Source organism: Vibrio sp. 11-4(1) (assembly GCF_013048625.1).
Taxonomy (GTDB): Bacteria; Pseudomonadota; Gammaproteobacteria; order Enterobacterales; family Vibrionaceae; genus Vibrio; species Vibrio diabolicus.
On record NZ_VHSY01000002.1, the window covers coordinates 161,025 to 184,468 of the forward strand.

22 protein-coding genes and 1 riboswitch are annotated in these 23,444 nt (G+C 44.3%); of the genes, 14 read left to right on the forward strand and 8 right to left on the reverse strand.

Annotation, left to right across the window (positions count from 1 at the left end):
- Positions 1 to 18: 18 nt before the first annotated feature.
- The 4 genes from ectA to FKN16_RS04210 all read right to left on the reverse strand — a co-directional run bounded on the left by ectA (position 19) and on the right by FKN16_RS04210 (position 5,345).
- Positions 19 to 552: a diaminobutyrate acetyltransferase gene (gene ectA / locus FKN16_RS04195; protein WP_005393379.1), complete on the reverse strand. Its 534-nt coding sequence runs from the start codon at positions 550 to 552 to the stop codon at positions 19 to 21.
- A 313-nt stretch (positions 553 to 865) separates the two neighbouring features.
- Positions 866 to 2,527, reverse strand: coding sequence for a BCCT family transporter (locus FKN16_RS04200; protein ID WP_005393381.1), 1,662 nt, complete (start codon positions 2,525 to 2,527; stop codon positions 866 to 868).
- Between the two features lie 191 nt (positions 2,528 to 2,718).
- Positions 2,719 to 3,465 (reverse strand): 3'-5' exonuclease, encoded by a 747-nt coding sequence (locus FKN16_RS04205; RefSeq protein ID WP_101911959.1) that lies wholly within the window; start codon positions 3,463 to 3,465, stop codon positions 2,719 to 2,721.
- Positions 3,465 to 5,345 (reverse strand): DUF294 nucleotidyltransferase-like domain-containing protein, encoded by a 1,881-nt coding sequence (locus FKN16_RS04210; RefSeq protein ID WP_006741594.1) that lies wholly within the window; start codon positions 5,343 to 5,345, stop codon positions 3,465 to 3,467. Before FKN16_RS04210 ends, FKN16_RS04205 begins: the two co-directional genes overlap by 1 nt.
- 438 nt (positions 5,346 to 5,783) lie before the next feature.
- On the opposite strand from FKN16_RS04210, the gene proV reads away from it, so the two are divergent.
- The 13 genes from proV to FKN16_RS04275 all read left to right on the forward strand — a co-directional run bounded on the left by proV (position 5,784) and on the right by FKN16_RS04275 (position 18,847).
- Positions 5,784 to 6,971: a glycine betaine/L-proline ABC transporter ATP-binding protein ProV gene (gene proV, locus FKN16_RS04215; RefSeq protein WP_005393388.1), complete on the forward strand. Its 1,188-nt coding sequence runs from the start codon at positions 5,784 to 5,786 to the stop codon at positions 6,969 to 6,971.
- 4 nt (positions 6,972 to 6,975) lie between these two features.
- Positions 6,976 to 8,067, forward strand: coding sequence for a glycine betaine/L-proline ABC transporter permease ProW (gene proW, locus FKN16_RS04220; RefSeq protein WP_005393390.1), 1,092 nt, complete (start codon positions 6,976 to 6,978; stop codon positions 8,065 to 8,067).
- Positions 8,060 to 9,067, forward strand: coding sequence for a glycine betaine/L-proline ABC transporter substrate-binding protein ProX (gene proX / locus FKN16_RS04225; protein WP_005393392.1), 1,008 nt, complete (start codon positions 8,060 to 8,062; stop codon positions 9,065 to 9,067). The genes proW and proX overlap by 8 nt, the downstream gene beginning before the upstream one ends.
- Before the next feature lie 216 nt (positions 9,068 to 9,283).
- The gene (locus FKN16_RS04230) at positions 9,284 to 9,928 is read left to right on the forward strand and encodes a thermostable hemolysin (protein WP_170902074.1); all 645 of its coding nucleotides are present in this window, start codon (positions 9,284 to 9,286) and stop codon (positions 9,926 to 9,928) included.
- Between the two features lie 7 nt (positions 9,929 to 9,935).
- Positions 9,936 to 11,495, forward strand: a complete 1,560-nt coding sequence (locus FKN16_RS04235) for an AMP-binding protein (RefSeq protein ID WP_170902075.1) — start codon at positions 9,936 to 9,938, stop codon at positions 11,493 to 11,495.
- 25 nt (positions 11,496 to 11,520) lie between these two features.
- Entirely contained in the window at positions 11,521 to 12,204 is a 684-nt protein-coding gene (locus FKN16_RS04240; protein WP_164666126.1) for an iron-containing redox enzyme family protein, read from the forward strand.
- An 8-nt stretch (positions 12,205 to 12,212) separates the two neighbouring features.
- The gene (locus FKN16_RS04245) at positions 12,213 to 13,007 is read left to right on the forward strand and encodes an SDR family oxidoreductase (RefSeq protein ID WP_170902076.1); all 795 of its coding nucleotides are present in this window, start codon (positions 12,213 to 12,215) and stop codon (positions 13,005 to 13,007) included.
- A gap of 14 nt (positions 13,008 to 13,021) precedes the next feature.
- A complete protein-coding gene (locus FKN16_RS04250; RefSeq protein ID WP_053807342.1) occupies positions 13,022 to 13,657 on the forward strand; it encodes a tetratricopeptide repeat protein in 636 nt (211 codons plus the stop codon).
- A gap of 3 nt (positions 13,658 to 13,660) precedes the next feature.
- On the forward strand, positions 13,661 to 14,317 hold the full coding sequence (locus FKN16_RS04255; protein ID WP_170902077.1) for a response regulator: 657 nt from the start codon (positions 13,661 to 13,663) through the stop codon (positions 14,315 to 14,317).
- Positions 14,307 to 15,719, forward strand: coding sequence for an ATP-binding protein (locus FKN16_RS04260; protein WP_170902078.1), 1,413 nt, complete (start codon positions 14,307 to 14,309; stop codon positions 15,717 to 15,719). The genes FKN16_RS04255 and FKN16_RS04260 overlap by 11 nt, the downstream gene beginning before the upstream one ends.
- Positions 15,720 to 15,905: 186 nt before the next feature.
- A complete protein-coding gene (locus tag FKN16_RS04265; protein ID WP_170902079.1) occupies positions 15,906 to 17,855 on the forward strand; it encodes an LTA synthase family protein in 1,950 nt (649 codons plus the stop codon).
- 142 nt (positions 17,856 to 17,997) lie between these two features.
- Positions 17,998 to 18,363, forward strand: a complete 366-nt coding sequence (locus tag FKN16_RS04270) for a VOC family protein (RefSeq protein WP_005393412.1) — start codon at positions 17,998 to 18,000, stop codon at positions 18,361 to 18,363.
- A gap of 100 nt (positions 18,364 to 18,463) precedes the next feature.
- Positions 18,464 to 18,847 carry a hypothetical protein gene (locus tag FKN16_RS04275; protein WP_005393414.1) on the forward strand — a complete coding sequence of 128 codons (384 nt, stop codon included), beginning with the start codon at positions 18,464 to 18,466 and terminating at the stop codon, positions 18,845 to 18,847.
- Between the two features lie 91 nt (positions 18,848 to 18,938).
- Here the strand turns inward: FKN16_RS04275 and FKN16_RS04280 are convergent, their stop codons facing one another.
- Positions 18,939 to 19,673 carry a hypothetical protein gene (locus FKN16_RS04280; protein WP_046874891.1) on the reverse strand — a complete coding sequence of 245 codons (735 nt, stop codon included), beginning with the start codon at positions 19,671 to 19,673 and terminating at the stop codon, positions 18,939 to 18,941.
- Between the two features lie 31 nt (positions 19,674 to 19,704).
- Complete coding sequence (locus tag FKN16_RS04285; RefSeq protein ID WP_005377784.1) at positions 19,705 to 19,863, reverse strand: hypothetical protein; 159 nt, start codon at positions 19,861 to 19,863, stop codon at positions 19,705 to 19,707.
- Positions 19,864 to 20,391: 528 nt separating this feature from the next.
- Positions 20,392 to 20,491: riboswitch (glycine riboswitch) on the forward strand.
- 122 nt (positions 20,492 to 20,613) lie between these two features.
- On the opposite strand from FKN16_RS04285, the gene FKN16_RS04290 reads away from it, so the two are divergent.
- Positions 20,614 to 21,990, forward strand: a complete 1,377-nt coding sequence (locus FKN16_RS04290) for a sodium:alanine symporter family protein (RefSeq protein WP_170902080.1) — start codon at positions 20,614 to 20,616, stop codon at positions 21,988 to 21,990.
- A gap of 114 nt (positions 21,991 to 22,104) precedes the next feature.
- Here FKN16_RS04290 and FKN16_RS04295 read toward each other — a convergent pair whose 3' ends face one another.
- Positions 22,105 to 22,671, reverse strand: a complete 567-nt coding sequence (locus tag FKN16_RS04295; protein ID WP_005393418.1) for a hypothetical protein — start codon at positions 22,669 to 22,671, stop codon at positions 22,105 to 22,107.
- Positions 22,671 to 23,306: a LysE family translocator gene (locus FKN16_RS04300; protein ID WP_164666133.1), complete on the reverse strand. Its 636-nt coding sequence runs from the start codon at positions 23,304 to 23,306 to the stop codon at positions 22,671 to 22,673. Before FKN16_RS04300 ends, FKN16_RS04295 begins: the two co-directional genes overlap by 1 nt.
- Between the last annotated feature and the right edge of the window lie 138 nt (positions 23,307 to 23,444).

Sequence of the window (23,444 nt, forward strand, 5' to 3'; positions counted from 1 at the left end):
ATTCCTATTGTTTGAGGATTATTTGAGAGGAATGCGATACAAATATTCTGTATCGTGTTTGCCTTTAAAGTGGGCTTCTTCATCCAAAAATGTGCTTACTTGGCCAGAGTTGCCGTTCATCGCATCTAACTTTTTGAACAATGCCCAAGAGGCTTTATTATCTTCCGTGATGGTAGTTTCTACCGATTTAACACCGCCCAATTCCTCTCGGGTGAGAAGTTCTTTCAACATGCGGAATGCTAAACCGTGACCTCTAAAGCGAGGTGAGACTGCAACTTGCCAGACAAATAAAACGTCTTGCTCGTCTGGTTTCTGATAACCGGAAATGAAACCTGCGATTTCGCCTTTTTGCTCAACCAAAATACTGGTTTTGCTGAAATGCGTAGACTGTAGGAAATTGCAATAAGATGAGTTCATGTCCAATGGAGGACAGTCTGCAATTAAGCTGTAAATGTCGTCACCATCAGAGATTTTAGGCTCACGAAAAATCCATTTTTTACTTGAGTCTTCTCCAATCTCTGGATAAAGAACCCAAGGTGCTGATGTGATCATGTGGAAATACATATCCTTTGAGGTCTAATTAAATTTCCTTTTTATTATGGGCATCCCTCGCGACTAAAAATCAAATAATCCGCCTTTTTATCGGTATTTTTGTGACAGGTATCACAAAAATACGCCATTTAACCAAATCTTAAAATAGTTCGAGGTCTAATTTATTAAAAAATCACTTAAAGAATAAGTATAAAAAACGAACAGAAAAAACAGTCCTCCATGGTCTTCATTTCTCAGCAAAAAATTCAAAAATCAAAAAAAACGGCATGCTTTCGCATGCCGCTTTATTCAAATATTTAACTGCTGATGTTGGTTATTTCGATTTCTTCTTAGAAACCGCTTTTGGACGAGGTTCATCCATCAAGCCTTTTACTAGAGAAACCGTTGCAACAAGCAGAACAATCGTAAATGGTAGGCCTGTGGTCACGGCCATTGCTTGAGCTGCCGCTAGGCCACCACCAAGCATCAATGCAATCGCAACTAAGCCTTCAAACGTACACCAGAACACGCGTTGAGGCGTTGGCGCATCGACCTTACCGCCCGCAGCAATAGTATCAATAACCAGTGAACCAGAGTCTGAAGAGGTAATGAAGAATACCACCACCAAAATAATACCGACGAAAGATGTAATTTCAGCTAGAGGCATCACATCTAACATGGCAAATAGTTTTAACGGTAATTCCGCGTTGAACACGGCTTCATAACCATCGCTCACGTATTGGCTTATAGCGTTACCACCAAAAGCGGTCATCCATAACACACAAACAGAGGAAGGGATAAGGATAACGCAAATAATGAACTCACGAACGGAACGACCACGAGATACACGCGCAATGAACATACCGACAAATGGTGACCAAGAAATCCACCAAGCCCAGTAGAATGCTGTCCAACCTTGAGAATAGTTTACGTCTTCTCGTCCAAATGGCATTGATAGGGCAGGAATATTAGCCACATATGACACTATATTTTCGAAGAAACCCGTTAAAATCGCGATCGTCGGGCCGACAACAATAACGAAAAGCAGTAAAAGCGCAGCGAGACCCATGTTGATCTCAGATAAGATTTTCACGCCTTTGTCTAGTCCCGCAACAACTGAGATTAAAGCGAGTGCGGTGATGCCAATAATCAATAGTACCTGCGTAGTATTCGTCATTGGAACATCAAATAGGAAGTTCAAACCCGTTGCGGCTTGAGACGCACCGTAACCTAGAGAAGTTGCCAGACCAAAAACTGTCGCTACAACGGCAAGAATGTCGATAATGTGACCAGTCCAACCCCATACACGCTCACCAAACAGTGGGTAAAAAATGGATCGCATGGTAAGTGGTAAACCTTTGTTAAACGAGAAAATCGCCAAACCAAGGGCCAATAGCGCATAGATTGACCACGGATGAAGCGCCCAGTGGTAAATCGTCGCCGCCATGCCTAGTGCAGATGCAGCACTTGCATCGCCTTCTGCACCACCTAGAGGGGCCCAGTCAGTACGAACACCGTTCTCAACGTTCACGCCACCAATAGCAGAACTAAAATGAGACATAGGTTCTGATACACCAAAGAACACCAGACCGATACCCATACCTGCTGCAAAGAGCATTGCCAGCCAACCCGCATAGGAATAATCTGGCGTCGCTTCTGTACCGCCGATTCGTACCCGACCTAGCGGTGTAAAAATCAACCCAACACAGACAATGACAAAAATATTACCAGATGCGAGGAAGAACCAATCCAAATGGTGTAACAAACCCGCTCTTAGATCTGCGAAAAACGGCTCTACCTGTTCTCGAAATAATAGTGTTACTACAACAAATAGGATGATTGCTAAACCAGAAATTGCAAAAACACGGTTATGAATATCAAGGCCAAACGGGCCTACTTTTAACGCGACGTTATCCTGACCAATTTGATAGTCAGTGTCTATCGCGTTTACCTTTCCATCGGGGCGTTGAATGCCACCGTTATTATCGGTGCTCACGGATAATCTCCTTAAAAATACGTGACCAAATTTAAATTACTTTCGTCGGAGTTTGAGTGATGAAACCTCCCATCACTACCAAGCACATGTTCAAAAAACATAGTTCTTATAAGCGGTTACTCAGTCCGCCATCATAATCGCAAAGCCCCCTACTTTTCATTGCATTTTATTGTCTTCATCATAAACAACGCTTATTGCCAAATCGAAGAGATTGGCATGCTTCGATTAAAATGATATTGCAACTGTGCTTGAAACAGTTCAGCAGTAGCCAGCGCATCGGTCAAAGCATGATGAGGTTGATAAGCAGGAAGGCGATACCTTTCACGAGCATGCCCCAGCCTGACAGAGCCTGGCTTCTTACCTTTTAACTTATTGAATAGGCCACTGCATTCACGGCGCTGTATCGCATGTTCAATGTCTAGCGTATCGACAACGGGAAACTGTATCCCCTCCCCAATGCTATTTAGCAACGCGTTATTAAAAAACTGCCTTTCGATATTTTTATAATGAACAAGCACAACTTTGCCTGACAGCGCATCCAATATTTCCCCTAAAATGTGGGTTAATTGGGGCGCGTTTTTGACTTCAGAATCAGTGATGCCATGAATCACAACTGACTCTTCGTTTAACTCACGATTAGGGTTAACAACCCAATGCGCAGAGCCACTACATTGAACACGATCAATGGTAAACGGCACAAGTCCAATCGTGAGAATTGCATCCTCTTCCGCATTCAAACCTGTCGTTTCAAAATCTACCGAGACAAACGGCACTTCCTCAATTGGTGTTTCCCCATTAACCATCGGTGTCGAGTAATAACGTTTGAGCCTCTCGTCTCTTGCTTCTTTCGCGAGCTGTTTGAATAACGTTGACCACTCTGGCGTCCGAGACGTATCCAACAACGGCTGATCTTTTGCTGCCTTTTTTGAGAACCACATTATTTGCTACTTCTCTGGTATCGGAACTTGATGAAGTTCTGCGCATTACTAAGGATTTGGAAAGCAGCTTTTAAGTTTCGGCGCTCAAACTCTGACATGTTCTCTGGCTCAATGTTGTTATCTGGTTCATCTCCATTTTCGATATCGAGTGCTTGATGACGAATTCGAACCATGTAGATCAATTCCATTGCATCCCTCAAGTCCATTCCTCGACCTTTAGGTAAAATGCCCGCATCATTGATATCGTCTAAACGGTCAAACGAGTTTTGCGAACGGGAACCAATTGCCAATGAATGTACTCGAATCAAATCTGCCAATGGCGCAGTACCTCTTCTTTTCAAGTTAATAGAATTGCGGTGACGACCATCTTTTTCCATAACAAAATCTTTGAAGAAGCCCAATGGCGGTGTACGACGTATCGCGTTGTAAGCCATACATGCAAGGAAGCGGTTGTTTCTTTTCGCGCGCCTAACAATAAAGCTGCTTAATTGTTCCGCCCACTTCACTCGCCCATGAACACCTAATAAATCAAAAAAGATATTACTGTTTAACAACCTTTCAGGAGTTGGGTTATCTATCCAGTTGCCAAAGCACTCCTCCCACTCCGCTCGGGTTTTTCGCCACTCTGGATTGGTTGCCATAATGTCGCCAGTACAGTAAGCATAGCCGCACGCTGCTAAACCATCACAAACAAATTTGGCAAACTTTTCAAAGTACTCCCCGTGCATCTCAACATCATAACTGTTGTCGAGAATAAGGGCGTTGTCTTGGTCCGTTACAATTAACTGCTCATCCCTGGCCATCGATCCCATAGCGACCAAACAATACGGAATTGGCGCAGGGCCAAGCTCTTGCTCTGCTAATTCAGCTAAACGCTGTTTAAAGCTACTACCAATTACCGACATGGCTCGACCAATCATGTGAGCGTTGGCATCTTCATTCACCATTCGTACAAAGCAGTCTTTCACTTGTTCAGAAACTTGCTTGAGATCTTCAACGCTGGTTTGTTGGAAGATGGAGCTAACGAGTAACAAACTGTTTTGAGATTCATAACGGACAATATCCGTCATGCCAATAATTCCTATCGGCTTTTTATCTTTTAAAATAGGGAGATGGTGCACGTTGTAGCGCAACATGGTTAACATGGCTTCAAAGACATAAGCGTTGTAATCCAGAGACACCACGTCATAACTCATGACCTCACTCACTGGGATATTGGTATCAATGCCCTGAGCTAATACGCGAATACATAGATCGCGATCAGTCAATATTCCAAGTAGTTGTTCATCATCTTCTTCTGTGAGTTCTTCTGCTGGGCGAACAATAAGCAAAGAGGTGACATTTTCCTCCGCCATCAGTATCGCGGCTTCTTGAATCGATGCCGTCGCCTCCAACGTTACCGGATCTCTCGCTAAGATTTTACGTGCCTTGGCAGTGGTAAAGTCATTGCTTTCTGAGCGGCTGGATATTGCGCTTCGCAAACGCGCGCTGTCTTCCAGTTCCATGTAGTCAGCAAAGTTTTCAAACTCATCACAAAGCTCATTGAAAATATCCTCCGGAATACAGTAAACCAAGGTGTCTTCTATCGCTTTGGCCGGCATACGCACACGGTTGTTCATTAACAACCCCATCTGTCCAAACAGTCCACCAGCGTCAATCCTGTTATAGAGTTCGCCTTTACGTCGGTAGATCTCCACAGCGCCGCTTCTCACCATATATAAGTCGCGGATCGTGTCTCCAAAATTGAGTATCTCTGTGCCTTGCCGAAAGTATGCAACCTCGGCATTTAGAGCGATCTTTTTTAACTGCTCTTCGGGTAGATCATCGAAAGGTGGGTACTGGCTAATGAAGTTGAGCACTTCTAACTGTTCGGCTTCCATCTTTTATTCCATACGTTGCCTAAACTACAGCGATAAATATCACCAAGATTGAAATCAATCAATGAATAAATCTAAGAATAACAACACCTAACCTAGTTCGCAGAATAAAACTCCAACCAAAAATTAGAGCTCTAATGTTTTTAAATGTAGACCTCTAATCTATTTCTCCTTATAGCTATGCAGGTGGGCTGCGTTGAAATGTACTAAAAACTTCAAAATAAATTCAAACCAATGTCATGGAAAAGTTAAGCAAAGACAAAATCAACCGTAAATATCTATTTTTGTTAATGAAAATACTATTTAACCACACCTCCTTCATTGTTCATTGTATGCACATAAAACCCGGTTAACCGAACACCATTCGTTGAAAGTTGAACTAAAATTAATTAGAGTACAAATCATTAAACAGTTATAAACACACAAAAAAGGACAGATAACATGGATCCCATACTGGAAGTTAAGGGACTGTATAAAGTGTTTGGAGAAGACCCAGAAAGAGCCTTCTCGCTTATCGAAAAAGGTATCGATAAGGACGGTATTTTTGAACAGACAGGTTTAACAGTCGGCGTAAACGATGTATCTCTCACCATTAACGAAGGTGAAATTTTCGTAATCATGGGGCTTTCTGGTTCGGGAAAATCTACTCTCGTTCGACTCCTAAACCGACTCATTGAGCCAACGAAAGGCAGTGTTTATCTCAAAGGGAAAGATATTGCCCATATCTCTGAAGACGAACTTCGAGAAGTTCGTCGCAACAATATCTCAATGGTGTTTCAAAGTTTCGCACTTATGCCTCACATGACGGTGATCGAAAACGCTGCATTCGGTTTAGAACTTGCTGGCATTGATGTTAATGAACGTCAGAAAAGTGCCCTTTCCGCCTTGGAAAGAGTTGGCTTAGACCCTTATGCAGAATCTTTCCCTGACGAGTTATCCGGTGGTATGAAACAGCGCGTGGGTTTAGCAAGGGCATTGGCTTGTGACCCAGACATTCTATTAATGGACGAGGCGTTTTCCGCTTTAGACCCATTAATCCGTTCTGAGATGCAGGATGAGCTTATTCGTCTACAAAACGATGACAAACGCACAATTGTCTTCATCTCTCATGATTTGGATGAAGCAATGCGTATTGGTGATCGTATCGCCATCATGCAAAACGGTGAGGTTGTTCAGGTTGGCACACCTGATGAAATATTGCACAGTCCAGCAAATGATTATGTCGAAGCGTTTTTCCGCGGCGTAAACATCGCAAGTGTCTTGACAGCAAAAGATATCGCTCGCAAGAAGCCAGCCGCCGTCTTTAAGAAATCGGAAAATGATGGCCCAGGCTCCGCGATGCAGATTCTGATGGATCATGACCGTGATTACGGCATTGTCGTCGATAAATCTAGCCGATATTCCGGCATCGTGTCTCTTGACTCACTACGTTTGGCTCACAAAGAAAACCGCTCTCTAGCCAGTGCTCAATTGACGGATGAAGTCACTCTTCAGCCAGAGCAGTCAATCAATGACATTTTGGGGCTAGTTGCAGGCGTTCCTTATGCCGTACCTGTCGTTGATGAGCAAGGTACTTACTTTGGTGTCGTGACTAAATCACGTCTTCTACAAACACTAGATAAGGATTAACACGATGTCTTCAGAGCAAACTAACAATGATCCCTGGTCGAATACCGCTCCTGCACAAGATGATCCTTGGTCACAAGGTGTAGGTGCTGACGCTGCCCCAAGTAATGACTGGTTAAGCTCAGAAACTGTAGAGCAAGCGCCATTCGACATTATGAACCCATTCCAAGATGCGGTTCTACCACTTGATAGCTGGGTAGAATCGGGATTGAACTGGTTGGTGGAACATGGTCGCCCTGTTTTCCAAGCAATTCGAGTTCCAATCGACTTTATTCTTACCTCGTTTGAAACTGCTTTGGTGTCCACACCTGCGCCCATCATGGTGCTCATTTTATTTTTGCTGGCGTGGCAGTTTTCCAATGTAAAACTCGGTTTTTCAACACTTGTATCCCTTGTTTTTATCGGCCTAATTGGTGCGTGGTCACAGGCGATGACAACGCTCGCACTGGTTTTAACCGCCGTCTTCTTCTGTTTGCTTATCGGGCTACCGATGGGGATATGGTTGGCGAGAAGCCAAACCGCAGCCAAATTTGTTAGACCAATACTCGATGCAATGCAAACGACCCCCGCGTTCGTTTATCTAGTGCCAATCGTTATGCTATTCGGTATTGGTAACGTTCCTGGCGTTGTAGTAACCATCATTTTCGCACTGCCTCCCGTTGTGCGCCTGACTATTTTAGGGATTCAGCAAGTACCTGAAGAGCTAATCGAAGCGGGCCACTCTTTCGGGGCAAACAAAAAACAGATGCTTTACCGCATCCAATTGCCATTGGCGTTACCAACGATTATGGCAGGGGTAAACCAAACCTTGATGCTTTCACTTTCTATGGTAGTGATCGCTTCAATGATTGCGGTTGGCGGCTTGGGCCAAATGGTACTTCGTGGTATCGGCCGACTTGATATGGGTCTTGCTGCTGTCGGTGGCTTAGGCATCGTAATTCTTGCCATTTTATTAGACCGTATTACCCAAGTATTAGGGGTTAATGCGGGTAACACCAAGCTTCGCTGGTATCACACAGGTCCTGTTTCATACCTATTAAAACTGAAAACAAAGACGAACCAAGACGATCTAAAACTTAGGAGAAACATCAATGAATAATTCATGGAAGAAAGCGCTCTCTGTTGGAGCTCTAAGTACTATCGCATTTTCAACTTATGGTGTGGCAAGCGAACTACCGGGTGAAGGTGTGACTGTTCAGCCAGTTCAATCAACCGTTGCAGAGGAAACGTTTCAAACATTGATCGTAAACCGTGCACTTGAAGAGCTTGGTTACGATGTAAAACCAACTAAAGAAGTGGATTACAACGTAGGCTATACCTCTATTGCTAAAGGCGACGCCACTTTCTTAGCAGTAGGTTGGTTCCCTCTTCACGCCGATAAGTACACAATGTCTGGCGGTGATGATAAGTTTTTCCGCAAAGGTCAATATGTAAGTGGTGCTGCGCAAGGTTACTTGATCGATAAAAAAACCGCTGAAAAATATGGCATCACAAATATTGGTCAATTAAAAGATCCAAAACTGGCCAAGCTTTTCGATGCCAACGGTGACGGTAAAGCGGACTTAACAGGTTGTAACCCAGGTTGGGGTTGTGAAATGGTCGTTGAGCATCAGTTGGATGCATTCAAGCTTCGTGACACAGTAACGCACAACCAAGGTAACTACGCTGCGATTATCGCTGACACGATTTCTCGTTACAAAAAAGGCGATCCGATTCTTTACTACACTTGGACACCTTACTGGGTAAGCGGCGTCTTAGTTCCGGGTAAAGATGTTGTTTGGTTAGAAGTGCCATTCTCTTCACTTCCTGGTGAGCGTAAGGACATCGACACCACACTAGAGAACGGTAAGAACTACGGCTTCGAGATGAACTCTATGCGCATCGTTGCGAACAAAGAGTTTACTGAAAAGAACCCAGCAGCAGCGAAGCTGTTTGAAATCATCAAGCTAAACATCAATGATGTTAGTGCGCAGAATATGATGATGAGCCAAGGTAAGAACAGCTCAGCAGACATCGAGTCTCATGTAAATGGCTGGATCAAAGCGAACCAGAAGAAGTTCGACGCATGGGTAGACGAAGCTAAAAAAGCAGCCATGTAACCGACACGACCATTAAAATACGTGACACCTAACTGTAGAGCCAACCGATCACATCGGTTGGCTCTAATTTTATTCACCGTAGTAAAAAGGGTTACAACAATATTGAGCCCTGCTCCTAAGTATTTTCTTAAAGTTTCTACTTAATTTCATTCCTTAAGAGTTTCTTAAGTTTCGCGTTTTATTTTGTTGATAACCAATCAAACAAAGGAAGCGCTCATGAAACACCATGCACAAATTTCTGCAGATGGCTTTACTTTAGACATCGTCTATCCAATGCATCCGCTTTGGAGCCAAGTTATCGAGCATGTTTCTCAGCGTTATCAAGAAGCATTCTTTGCCGAGCTCAAACAGTTTATGCCGGCGTATTTAACCCTCATTGACGGCGGTCAAATTATTTCCGTATGCGGCTTTCGCATCGCCGAAGATGAACCTTTGTTCCTTGAACAGTATTTAGAAGACGACGCCCAAAAGCTGGTTTCTAACGTATTTAACTGCGACGTAAAACGTTCGAACTTAGTGGAGTTTGGTCACTTGGCATCTTTCGCTAAGGGCATGTCATCTCTGCACTTCTACCTGATCGCAGAAATGCTGGTCAACCTCGGTTTTGAATGGTGCATCTTCACCGCGACAGACCCACTTCACGCCATGATGGCGCGCCTAGGATTGGAGCCTAATATCATCGCGCAGGCCGATCAAAACAAAGTCCCCGATGCCGAGTCCACTTGGGGGGCGTACTACGAACATCAACCGCGTGTGTTAGCAGGCAATTTGCAAAAAGGACTAGAGCGTCTTCGATTAGTCCAAGAAAGAAACCGCAAACACAACCAGAACAACTTGGTTAAACACCACGCCAGAATATAGGTGACGTATGAATATTCTCCTCGATGCCATTACAAAATGGGCAAAAACGACACCAGACCGAGTAGCACTTGTCGGCTACGAAGCGAATCAAACCGTTGAACTGACTTACTCTGAATTGTTAAACAAGATCGAACTCGTTGCCGCCGAGCTTATTGCACAGAACATCAAAGCACTCGCGCTACGCGCAGAAAACAGCATCGATTGGGCCATTGTTGATTTGGCGGCGATGGCGGCAGACATAGTCGTCGTACCTATTCCTACTTTTTTCTCTGATGCACAAGTTGAACATACGTTAGAGCAATCAGGCGTCGATGCTTTAGTTGGCGATTGGCAAGCATGGTTGGCTTCTCATCCTAAGCAAAGCTTTAACCAGCAAGACCATCCGTTTTCCATTGCAAATTTGCCTTTGCTGCGTCGTAACCAGTTGGGAGATGAAGGTACACAGGTAGCTTATCTACCAGGAACCGGAAAAATCACATTTACGTCTGGCTCGACTGGTCAGCCTAAAGGCGTGTGTTTAAGCAATGATCATTTGTGTTTGGTGGCGAAGTCGCTCGCCGGTGCAGTAAACAGCGCGGCGCACTCGCACTTAGTGCTGCTTCCGTTATCGACGCTTCTCGAAAACATAACCGGTGTTTATGTACCACTCATGTTGGGCGTGACGTCATATATTTTACCCGGAGAGCAAACCGGCCTACTCGGTTCAAGCCAATTCGAACCGCGTTTGTTTGCACAAGCATTAGTGACCATCAAACCAGAAAGCTTAGTGCTAACACCAGCTTTATTGCTTGCGCTCATTCACATCGCGAAACAGCAGCCCTCTCTTGTGGATTCTCTAAAATTTGTCGCCGTTGGCGGCGCAAGAGTGTCGTCGCAACTGATTAACACCGCGCATGCGCTGAACATCCCTGCGTTTGAAGGTTATGGCTTGTCTGAATGTGGCTCCGTCGTTTGTTTGAATACACCAGCCACATTTAAAGCAGGAACGTGTGGCAAACCGCTTCCCCACGCTCAGATTCGTATCGCGGAAGATGGTGAACTGCTCGTCAAAGGCAACGTTGCTCTTGGTTATTTGAATGAACCGTTTACTCAAGAATGGTTAGCGACTGGCGACTTAGCCCAAATTGACGCACAAGGTTTTGTCACTCTCTCGGGGCGCAAGAAAAACCTTATTGTCACCGCGTATGGCAGAAATGTCTCACCGGAGTGGATTGAATCAGAAGCGTTGGCGTTTTTTCCGATGACGCCACTGATCGTTACAGGCGAAAGCCAACAAACATTATGTGCTGTCATTGCCAATAGCGAAGACGTCGAAGCAAAGGTTCATGCATTAAACCGAACCCTACCCGATTATGCTCAAATCCGAACCTTATTGCTGCTGGACAACCCACGAGCCATCTCTGGTTGGTACACGGATAACGGCAAGCTCAAACGAAATCAAATCGAACATGATGTGGCTCAGTTATTAGCGAGCACAACGCCTGAATTAACGCTGCAAGCGCAAAAGATCCAACGCATCGATTTGCCCTTCCAGCAACACATTACGTCTTTCCAAACTGCATCTTAGTTAACGGCTTCTTAAGGAGAAGGTTATGACTTTATTTTTCGAACAACTCAAACAAAGCACTACCGCTGCTCAACAAGCAATGTTAACTGCGCCAGTCATCGCAGACGTTCAACAAGGCAACATTTCCAAAGATATGTATATCGCCTTTCTAACCCAAGCTTACCATCACGTTAAGCACACTGTTCCCTTGCTGATGGCGTGTGGAGGCAGACTATCTGGCGAATACGAATGGGTACGAGATGCCATTGCCGAGTACATCGAGGAAGAGAAAGGCCATCAAGAATGGATTTTAAATGACATCAAAGCGTGCGGCGGCGATGCCGAAGCAGTGCGCAACAACAAAGATGTAGGCCAAGTTGGTGCGCCGATTGAATTGATGGTTTCCTACCTTTACCACAACATTGACCGCCACAACCCACTCGCGCTGTTTGGCATGGTGTGGGTATTAGAAGGCACCAGCGTCGGCATTGGTGGCCAAATGGCAGAAAAAATCCAGTCAACGCTAAGCCTACCGCCTTCAGCAATGACTTACCTAATTTCACACAGCGTGTTAGACCAAGATCATCTGCAATTTTTTGAATCACTGATGAACAAAATCACCAAAGTGGAAGATCAACAAGTCATCATCGACTCCGCAAGAATGGTGTTCGCATTGTACGGACAAATGCTGCGCTCTTTGCCTTCCTTCTCAACCCAACAAGCGGCGTGAGGTGAGGCATGAACATTAACAACAGCACCATTCTCCTGACAGGCGCAACGGGTGGAATTGGGCAAGCCATCGCGCAAGAGTTAGCAAAACGCGGTGTCAGCCTCATTCTTGTTGGACGAAACGAAGAAAGCTTGCAAGCACTACAGCGTGAACTGTCAAATCCAGAACGTCATGACGTAGTCGTTGCAGACATCACCTCATCAGAAGGATTAACAACGATTAAAGATCGAGCGCGTCAACATAAAAAAGTGGACGCACTGATTAACAATGCGGGTAGCAACGATTTCTCGTTGTTAAGCCACAAACGACCAACGCAGATTGCAGACGAAATCCAACTCAATCTCGTCGCGCCGATGCTGCTGTGCCAGTCGGCGTTAACGTGGTTAAAACAGCCTGGGGTGATTCTCAATATTGGTTCAACATTCGGCTCAATTGGCTACCCTGGCTATACCTCCTATTGCGCGGCAAAAGCGGGATTGCACCGGTTTACCGAATCGCTCGACAGAGAGCTGTTCGCAACCGGAATCCGTGCGCTGTATTTGGCACCAAGAGCGACAGAAACCTCACTCAATAGCGATGCCGTCAATGAAATGAATCGACAACTGGGTAACAAAACGGACTCGCCGCAAGTTGTAGCCGATCACGTTGTCACCATGTTGGAAAAAGAAATTTCCGCGAAATGGATTGGTTGGCCAGAAAAGCTTTTTGCTCGCATCAATCAATTGCTTCCAAACGTGGTTTATTCTGCGATTCGTAGGCAACAAGAAACCATTCACCAATACGTAAACCGGGTCAGTCATTGAAGAGGACATGGACGATGAATACCAAACAACTACTTTGCGCTTTGACGGTTTGTTCAACGTTAGCTTCGACCGCTGCGTTGGCAGGTAATGCTCCACTGCAACAGGTTCAAAAGAAATGGGCGGAATGTCAGTACAGCACGCCTGACGGTGACGAAAAGGAACAATGCTTCCATCGCGCGATTGCCAAAACCAGTATTTATCTCGACAGAGAACCGGGCAATCCCGAACTCACTGTTTGGCTGGCAATCAATAAAGCATCGCTGGCTGGTGCTCAAGGTGGCTTGGGTGCACTATCACTCGCCAAAGAAGCCAAATCTTTACTCGAAGGGGTAATTGCAACGTCACCGCAAGCGCTTGATGGATCTGCATACACCAGTTTAGGTTCTCTGTATTACAAAGTTCCGGGGTGGCCAATTGGCTTTGGTGATGACGATAAAGCCGAAGAAATGTTGAAAAAAGCGTTAGAGATCAATCCAAAAGGCATCGATCCGAACTATTTTTATGGAGACTTCCTTGCAGAAGAAGGTCGAGACAAGGAAGCGAAAGTGTATTTGACTCGCGCAATGCAGGCGTCACCTCGCCCTGACCGGCCTTTGGCGGATAAAGGTCGAAAACTGGAAATTAAAGCGACTCTTGGGAGTTTGAAATAATCCATGCGCTTATTACTCGTAGAAGATGACAAACTACTCGGTCAATCCATGGTGACTTCATTAAGTCGCCATGGGTACGCCGTGGATTGGGTGGAAAAAGGCTCTGGCGTGACTAGCGCACTCAAAACAGAAGCGTTCACCGCCGTAATATTGGATCTCACTCTACCCGATATCGATGGATTGGAAGTTCTGCGTAAGATTCGCAAAGGCGGATTTAAGCTCCCCGTGATGATACTTACCGCCCGAGACGACATTCGAGATCGCGTTCAAGGCCTTGATGGCGGCGCAGATGATTACCTCGGAAAACCGTTTGCACTCGAAGAGTTGTTCGCTCGCTTGCGTGTGTTGATTCGCCGTCAATCCGGTAGTGCAGAAGAAATCATTCAAGTTGGACAGTTATCTTTATCCTTATCGGAACAAAGCATTCGCTACGATGACGCGCCGCTTAAACTCACACGCAATGAATTTAAAATCCTCACCAGCTTGATGACGAACGCCGGACGCGTGCAAAGTAAGGAGCAATTGCAACAATCACTACACGGCTGGGATGAAGGTTCAAGCGACAACGCTATCGAAGTTCATATTCACAATTTGCGTAAAAAAGCGCCCAAAGTGGTCATTAAAAATATTCGCGGTGTGGGGTACATTCTTGAAAGATAAGAAGTCGTACTCGATCAAACGTCAGTTAACTCTATCAGTAGGCGTGTTGGTAAGTGTTCTCTTACTCATCTCACTTTATTTCAGTTTCCAATCTGCGAAGCACGAGGTCGAAGAAGTTTATGACGCTAGGCTTGGACAATCCGCAAAATTAATGTTGCTGACGCTCTCAATTTCAACGGAAGAGAGGACTCTCGCTAACCATCGAGAATTATTTAATGAGTGGATGGAAAACATTGAGTCAATGTCAAAGTCTGACGATGACAATGTCACAACGTTCGGCCACCCTTATGAACAAAACTTGGTTTTTCAATTCTATCGAGACAACACACTAATCTGGAGCTCTGATCAAAGCTTGCACGCACTCTCTACGTCCTTTGATAATAACGGCTACGCTGATATCGTAAAAGACGCTACACAATGGCGTACATTTCAGATTTCACTACCACAAACAAAACATGATAATGAATACGTCGTGGTTGCAGAAAAATACAAGATACGTAAAGAGATCATCCACGAAATTGCCCTATCCACATCAATAGAACAATTGCTGATACTACCAACTTTGTTGCTTTTGCTGTTTTGGTTGATCGATAAACATTTCCGACCGATTAACGACCTGCGCACCGCCATCACACAAAGAAACGTACACCGATTAGATCGCATTCATGTAAAAGACAACACCGTTGAACTCGCACCACTTATCGATTCACTCAACTCGCTCCTCTCTGAACTAGAGTTAGCCTGGCAAAGAGAGAAACGCTTTACACGTGCTGCAGCGCATGAACTAAAAACCCCACTAACAATCCTTCGTCTTAACGTAGAAAATGCACTTGAAAGTAATGATCCGGAGCAACTGAGAGGAGATTTACACAACATTCTGCAAGGCATTAAACGCACTGACCGCCTTATCCATCAGCTACTGACTTTAGCTAAAGTAGATAGCTTATCAGAACGTGTATTCGACACCGTTGAGCTAACCCCTTTGTTGCAAACCGTTGTTGCTGATTTGGCACCGTTAGCATTGAAGCAGAAGCAAGACATCAGTTTATCATCTTCCAACATCGCTATATCCGGTGATCGAATGTTGTTAGAGGTGTTATTTCGTAACCTCGTCGATAATGCGATTCGTTACTCCGGCGAGCACAGTGACATACAAGTCAGCGTCACTGAGAACAATAATACAATCAAAGTCTTAATTTCCGATACAGGCCCAGAAATCCCGAAAGAAACTCGTGAAAGAATCTTCGAACAGTTTTATCGGGGTCATTCCGAACTTGGCGACGGTGCGGGTTTAGGGATGTCAATTTGCAAAGACATTACAGTACTACACCGTGCAACACTTGAGCTCATTCCCAGAGAAAATAGTAGGAATACGTTTGTCGTCACTTTCCCAAAGTGCTAACAAAAGCGATAAAGACCATAACGTGTTTAATTTATGTTCCAGCCGAACATGAGCTTCATTCCACACTTACATAGACATACCAACACTTACACTACTCGACCATAAACCCACATTATAATTCACGTTTATTTCACGCTTGCTTTGTTAAAAACAACACAACATAACAATTAAACTATTCGAATAAATATGAAAAACTTATCTAAGGGCTCTGTGTGGGGGCCTTTGCAGCCAATTGCTGCTTTTTCTTTGTTTTCACTTATATTTTTGTCTATCTCACGCGTTTTGCTCGCCTTTTGGCAACTTGATCGAATTGACTCTTTCAACGACTTAATTTACATCCTAGGCCAAGGCTTACGCGTAGACATTGCAACATTGTGCTGGTTATTCATCCTCCCTGCACTGCTTTCAGCCCTAATGCCATTAAACGGCAAGATTGGGCAATACTGGAAATGGATATTGCGCATATGGATGGTTTTAGGGCTTTGGATTCTCGTGTACATGGAACTGGCAACGGCACCATTCATTCAAGAATATGACCTACGCCCAAACCGTCTGTTTGTGGAATACCTTATCTATCCGAAAGAGGTCATGGGCATGCTTTGGACTGGCTATAAGCTAGAGCTGTTTATTGGCGCGTTAGGCACGGCATTAACTCTAGTTTTGGGTTGGAAGTGGAGCAAAAAACTTACCGACAATGCACAGCAGATCAACTGGAAGTGGCGCCCACTATTAGCCATTTTTGTTGTGCTTCTTGGTGTTGCAGGCGCACGCTCGTCTTTAGGCCACCGCCCACTAAACCCAGCCATGGTGGCGTTTTCTAACGATCCACTGCTTAACGACTTAGCATTAAACTCATCTTACTCACTGCTGTTTGCTGTCAACAGCATGAAGTCAGAAAAAAGCGCAGAGCAGTTCTACGGCAAGATGGATAATCAAAAGATGCTGGATCTCGTTCGCGCTTCGTCAAGAAAGTCCGACTTTGATCCAACATTACTTCCAACCATGAACAGTAACTCTGCGACTTACCATGGTAAACGTAAGAACTTAGTGATCTTGCTACAAGAGAGCTTAGGAGCGCAATTTGTAGGTTCTTTGGGTGGTCTACCTCTTACGCCAAACCTGGATGAACTCATGGCTGAAGGTTGGCAGTTCACGCAAATGTACGCAACGGGTACTCGTTCTGTTCGTGGTATCGAAGCCGTAACCACGGGTTTTCCACCATCCCCTTCTCGCGCAGTGGTGAAACTAAGCAAAAGCCAAACAGGCTTCTTTACCATCGCAGACTTACTCAAAGCACAAGGCTATCACACGCAATTTATTTATGGCGGTGAAGCAAACTTCGATAACATGAAAACCTTCTTCTTCGGTAATGGTTTTGATCAAATCGTCGAAGAAGATGATTACAATAACCCAAGCTTTGTTGGCTCTTGGGGGGTCAGTGATGAAGACTTATACAACAAAGCAAACGAAGAGTTTGAACGCCTTTCAAAAAGCGACAAACCTTTTTTCAGCTTAGTTTTTACGTCAAGCAATCACAGTCCTTATGAGTATCCGAAAGGTAAAATTGAGCCATACGATTCCGAACACATGACGCGTAACAACGCGGTGAAATATTCAGATTACGCTTTGGGTACGTTCTTTGAAAAGGCGAAAAACTCATCCTACTGGGATGATACTATTTTCATTGTCATTGCAGACCACGATGCCCGCGTGTCTGGCGCTAACTTGGTTCCGGTTAAGCATTTCCACATTCCTGCCTTGATCATTGGTAAAGACATTCAACCACGTAAAGATGACCGTATCGCAAACAACATAGATATGCCGCCTACGCTGTTGTCTCTTATTGGCGTAGACGCCAAAACGCCGATGATTGGTCGTGATTTAACGAAACCACTGGCTCGCGAAGATGAACGCGCAATGATGCAATACGACAAAAACTTTGGTTATTTAACGCGTGACAACCTAGTTGTGCTTTCTCCTGGTGAAAAAGTATCGACCCTGGCGTACGACTTTGATAGCCAAACCATGAAACCGCTAGAAGTCGATGAATCCGTTATTGAACGCGCAAAAGCAAACGCATTGTTTGCATCTAAGGCGTATCAAAACAACTGGTACGCTTCGAAACGTACCAACTAATATCCGCTGATTCAGTGAAAAGGGAGCCAACTGGCTCCTTTTCTTTATTCTTACACTCTCCTTCGAATCTTCTACTGACAGAACTTGTCTTACCCTTCCGTTAGATTCAACCTCATACTTCTAGTAAATTGAGAAACAGACCATGCTAACTATCAATTCATTCGTCCTCTATGTTGAGGACATCCACGTAAGCCAAGCTTTTTACTCGAAACTGTTTGATTGTGAGGTCACGTTTTTGTCTCCAACATTTGCTTCTATGCCACTCGCAAATGGCTTAAAACTGACACTCAAGCAAAGTGATGTTCTTTCCCCTTCCAGCGACATCAAAGGTGGTGGCACCGAGTTATCATTTGCAGTGCGCAACCGCCATACGTTAGAGCACGTTTACAACAGTTGGAAAAACATGGGCGTTGAGTTTGCTCAACCACCAATGACTTCGGTGTATGGCTTAAATTTTGTGGCTACCGATCCGGATAAACATCGCATTCGCGTTTTTATTAGTGAATAAAAATGCGTTAAAAATGCTTTTTACCCATTCCCAATGTGACTTCAATAAATTAGACTCAGGGAAACATCAAAAGCTGCGTAGTATATAAGAAGGAATGCCCATGAGCTCAAGTATGATCCTTAGCGAATCTCTAATCGAGAGTGGAAGAGATATCCCCCTCAAAGAACTGCTTTATGCAAAGCGCGTGCTGGATAACTACATGGCGGTAGCAAAAGAGAGCAGCCCACTTGAGCTGTTGACAGAGATGAAATCGGCAGCAAAGCAAGTGGAATACTTTACCACTACGAGTAACCCGTGTGAGGCTCGTAATGTCATCAGTCAGATGATTGATAAAATCGACACCGCGGAATCTTTTGAGTCGTTCAAGGCTTTAGCAGGCAAGCCCTCACTAGCTCTCAATGAACTGATTGAAGATCGCGCCCAACTGATTAAACATGAGCGAGAATTGCTGCTTGCTTCAGGCTATGACGCCTCGCGTATCTAAGAATAAACGCTAGCTCCCGAGTTTAAAGCTAGCAACGAAAAAGGAGCTCTTAAAGAGCTCCTTTTACTTTCCAAAATCAGGTATAAAAGATCTAGAGGCCGATATCTTCAGTTATTGCTTTGATTTGCTTGAGATCCATTTTATAAACTTCAATCATTTGATCGACCTGACTTAGTCGTGAATTGGCTTCATCGTGTTTATCACACGCGTCCGATTTCACGTCCCAAGATTTACCTTCCAAAAATACATCACACTCTTTTTTGAGTTTCTCGATCTTAGGCAATAATTTCGCCCTTTCTTTCTCTAGAGACTCCAATTCTTGCGAAATTTTCAGCTCTTTTTGAAACACCTCGCGCGATCGTTCAAAGATAGTCGCTTGCATATCCGCTTGACGACTCAGCTTCTCATTTTCCGACTTCGTCGTGTTGATCTTATCTGCCTGTTGTTTCAATTGAGACTCTAGCGACAGGTTAACTTTCTCGACCTCAGTCAATTGCTTTTGTAACTTCTTAAGCGCTTTCTCGTGCGCTTCATCTTTCGCTGCGAGCAGTTCAGTGACTTTATCTTGTATTTCTTGGTCGAGCGCTTCTTCACGCACTTTTACTTGAGACACCAACTGCGTTTTATCTTGCGTCAACGCTTGGTATTTTTCTTCTAGCACATGATAAGTCGATTCCCACTTATTCGCAGTGACAATCGATCCAACAAGGCCACCAAATGCCAAGCCTAATACCGCAGCAATCGCGATATAGATATGAGTACGTTTGTCACGCTCTTCAATGACAACAACGTCGTCTTGTTCTTCCATCTTGTTCTGAGAACTCACCGTATACTACTCCAAGGACTCTTTTACTTTGCTAGCGGATCAATTCCGCAAACATAATCGATGCTGTATAAATCAGAAAGGCGCCAATTAATGTTATAACGGTCGCTTTTTGGACTTTTTCATTGGTTCGATAACGAAACAGCACAAATGCTACTGCAATCAACACCGCAATGGCTAATAATCTGGTCATACCGCCTCCTTGTCCACTCATGAAAAACTGCCTAGGTCCATAGACGGTTTCACAAAGATTTATTGTAACTCATTTATACGCCCCATAAGGTCAACTTAGCGTAGATTTTAAAATAAGTGCTTCGATTTTAATCAAATTTGTGTTCTCAATTGAATAACTTATGCCGTAATAATCGAAACACATTTATCGTTCTGAAGTGTGTTCTTGGTTCTATTCCCTAGCCCAATGAGTTTTGTTTGTGCAGTTGCTCACACAAAAAACTTGGTAAACATAGCTTCGTGAAAATAAGTGGGGTTATTTCGTTGAAAATAAATTGACATAGGGTGTTGAAATGGACCAAAAACATGATAGAGTTCACACGTTAATGATGACCAGCATCATTAACTAACCTTTACTCATTTAATTGAGTAATTGTTCCGATGAAGACTGCAGGAGAGTGGTTATTAATCAAATTTTAACATTTGATTAGCATAACTCGCCGAAGAATTAACTATTTCAGGTGCTACCTAGGTAGCGGGGACTGTAGTTGGAGGAACCTCTGGAGAGAACCGTTAAATCGGTCGCCGAAGGAGCAAGTCTTGCACTCACGCAAGGTGAAACTCTCAGGCAAAAGGACAGAGGAGTGGAAAGTTACAACCTAACTATTTTGCTTGGCCTTCCCGCCTACAACCAATAGCTTAGTTCTTTTAGAGATCGTTGATCTCGTCCTTTCCCTCTTCTCCTTATTAGTTGTTTTATTAAGGGGAAATCATGAACGACCTACAATCTTTACTACAAACCATCGATAATTTTGTCTGGGGTCCACCACTGCTTATTTTGCTAGTGGGTACCGGTGTTTACTTCACTTTTAGCCTCGGCTTGATCCAGTTTAAACATCTCCCAACAGCGCTAGCGATGGTATTCAGTAAAGATAAGTCATCTGATAAACAAGGTGACGTTTCTAGCTTTGCAGCACTTTGTACTGCGCTCTCAGCAACGATTGGTACTGGTAACATTGTTGGTGTTGCCACCGCGATCAAACTTGGTGGACCAGGTGCCCTATTCTGGATGTGGCTCGCCGCCCTTTTCGGAATGGCGACTAAATACGCCGAATGTTTGTTAGCGGTTAAATACCGAAGAGTAGATGATAAAGGCCAAATGATTGGTGGCCCGATGTACTATCTGCAATACGGTGTTGGCTCAAAAGCCCTCGCGATCATGTTTGCAGTGTTTGCTTTGGGTGTTGCTTGTTTTGGTATTGGTACGTTTCCACAAGTAAACGCGATTCTGGATGCAAGTGAGATATCTCTCGGTGTTGACCGTGAGCTCTCTGCCTTTGTACTGACTCTTTTGGTTGCTTTCGTGACTTTGGGTGGCATCAAATCCATTGCTAACGTTGCAGGAAAAGTGGTTCCTACCATGGCTGTATTTTATGTGTTGGCGTGTCTAAGCGTGATCATCATGAATGTAGACCAATTAGTCAACGCCGTTGAATTAGTGTTGGTCTCAGCATTTACATCAACAGCAGCGACCGGAGGTTTCTTAGGTGCAAGTATCATGCTGGCAATCCAATCAGGTATCGCTCGTGGCGTATTCTCAAACGAATCAGGTTTGGGTAGCGCGCCTATGGCAGCAGCGGCAGCGAAAACAGACTCTTGTGTGAAACAAGGCCTGATTTCAATGACAGGTACCTTCTTTGATACCATCATTATTTGTACCATGACGGGCCTAGCGTTGATCCTTACTGGCGCATGGCAAAGCGACTTTTCTGGTGCAGCAATGACGACTCATGCCTTTGCGGTAGGTTTGAATGCGGATACATTTGGCCCAATGCTGGTGTCAATTGGTTTGATGTTTTTTGCATTCACAACCATTCTTGGATGGAACTACTACGGTGAGCGTTGCGTTGTGTTCCTCTTTGGTACAAAAGCGGTGCTTCCTTATAAGCTGATTTTCGTTGGTTTGGTGGCATCAGGCGCGTTCCTCCATCTAGACATGATTTGGCTACTCGCTGATATCGTAAATGGTCTGATGGCGATTCCTAACCTAATCGGTTTGATCGCACTGCGTCACGTCGTGCTGGCAGAAACCAAGCTGTTCTTTAGCTCAGCATCGCAATCTGATGAAATTGAAGCAGTAAAAGCTTAGTGACATGACAAGTGTTCAGTAATGAACCGTCAATCGCTGAAAGTAAATTGGAAATGGTAAAAACATAAAGCCCGCTGGTATTCAGCGGGCTTTATTTTATCTTAAGCTAAGCGGTTAATCTCTCAACCATTGATGCTCAACCTTTTCTCCGCGTTCTTGAAAAAACTTCGCATTTTTTTGCTTGAATTGATCCGACTTCAGCTCTGATAGCGGCCAGTCTGAAAACGCCTCTGTTACGAACGAATCTCCAACCCCAACTTCAATCGATTCAAGATGCTTCCCGATGTAGCGATAAAAGTAGCTCTGCCCCAGTGCATCACAAACCATCGGCACATGTCTCATGCGCTGATGGTTGACGGATACTGAAGCCCAAGTTGTCGTTTTAGGTTCGCAGCTTTGCTCTTTTACAACATCAACTTCAAATTTATTGTCCATTGTTGTCGAGACAAAAACGACAATACCGTCATTCATATACACACGTCGAAGTAATAGCTGTTTCGTATCTTGAGTTCGCGTCTGTTGTATTCCATTGGAAAATGGCTCGAAATAGCCCCAGTGCCAAGACCAGGTCATGCCACGTTGCGCAAACTGTACCTGTGGCCATGTCTGCCAAACAATGGCACCAACCACGCCAGTAATAAACACAACGAGCAATATCAAAAGGTGGTAAATATTGCGCATTACACGGGCTTTTCAATCAATAACTTTACGCCAAGTGCGACTAAGACAGCGCCCGTCGCCCCTTCCATCCACTTCATAAAGCTTGCATTCTTTAACAGGCTCTTAGCTGAGTTAAGTGCGCCAGCCAAACCACACTGCCAAACCATCGCAATAATAAAGTGCAAGGATGCCATCATCATTGATTGAAGCAAAGGAGAACCTTCTGGATTCACAAACTGTGGCAAGAACGCCAAGTAAAAAACTGCCGTTTTTGGGTTCAAGACGTTAGAAAGAAAGCCCTCTCTAAAAGAGCGTTTGCCATTAAACACTTCATGAACCTGCTCAGTCACTGACAAACCATTCTTCGACGACATCAGGGCTTTTAAACTGCTCATACCAAGCCAAATAAGATAAGCTGCACCAATCATTTTTACGATTTGGAACAACTCTGCAGATTGCGCCAGAATGGCCGAAATTCCAACCGCTGAAAAGAAAGCATGCACAAATAAGCCAAAGCAAATCCCTAAACTGGTTGTACATCCGTCTTTTAAACCCGCGCGACTGGTATTACGGATAACAAGGGCCGTATCTAAACCCGGCGTTAGCGTTAAAATAGTGATGGCAATAATAAATGCCTCAAAATTCAAGATATCCATATTATCGTGATAATTAATTGTTAATCCGTCATCAATACCGTCAATCCACGAGATTCGCAAGCTTCTTTTTTAAGAGAGCTATACAACTGAGTGAATTTATGGACAATGAGTGACGATTAATTGTTAATTATTAGTAAA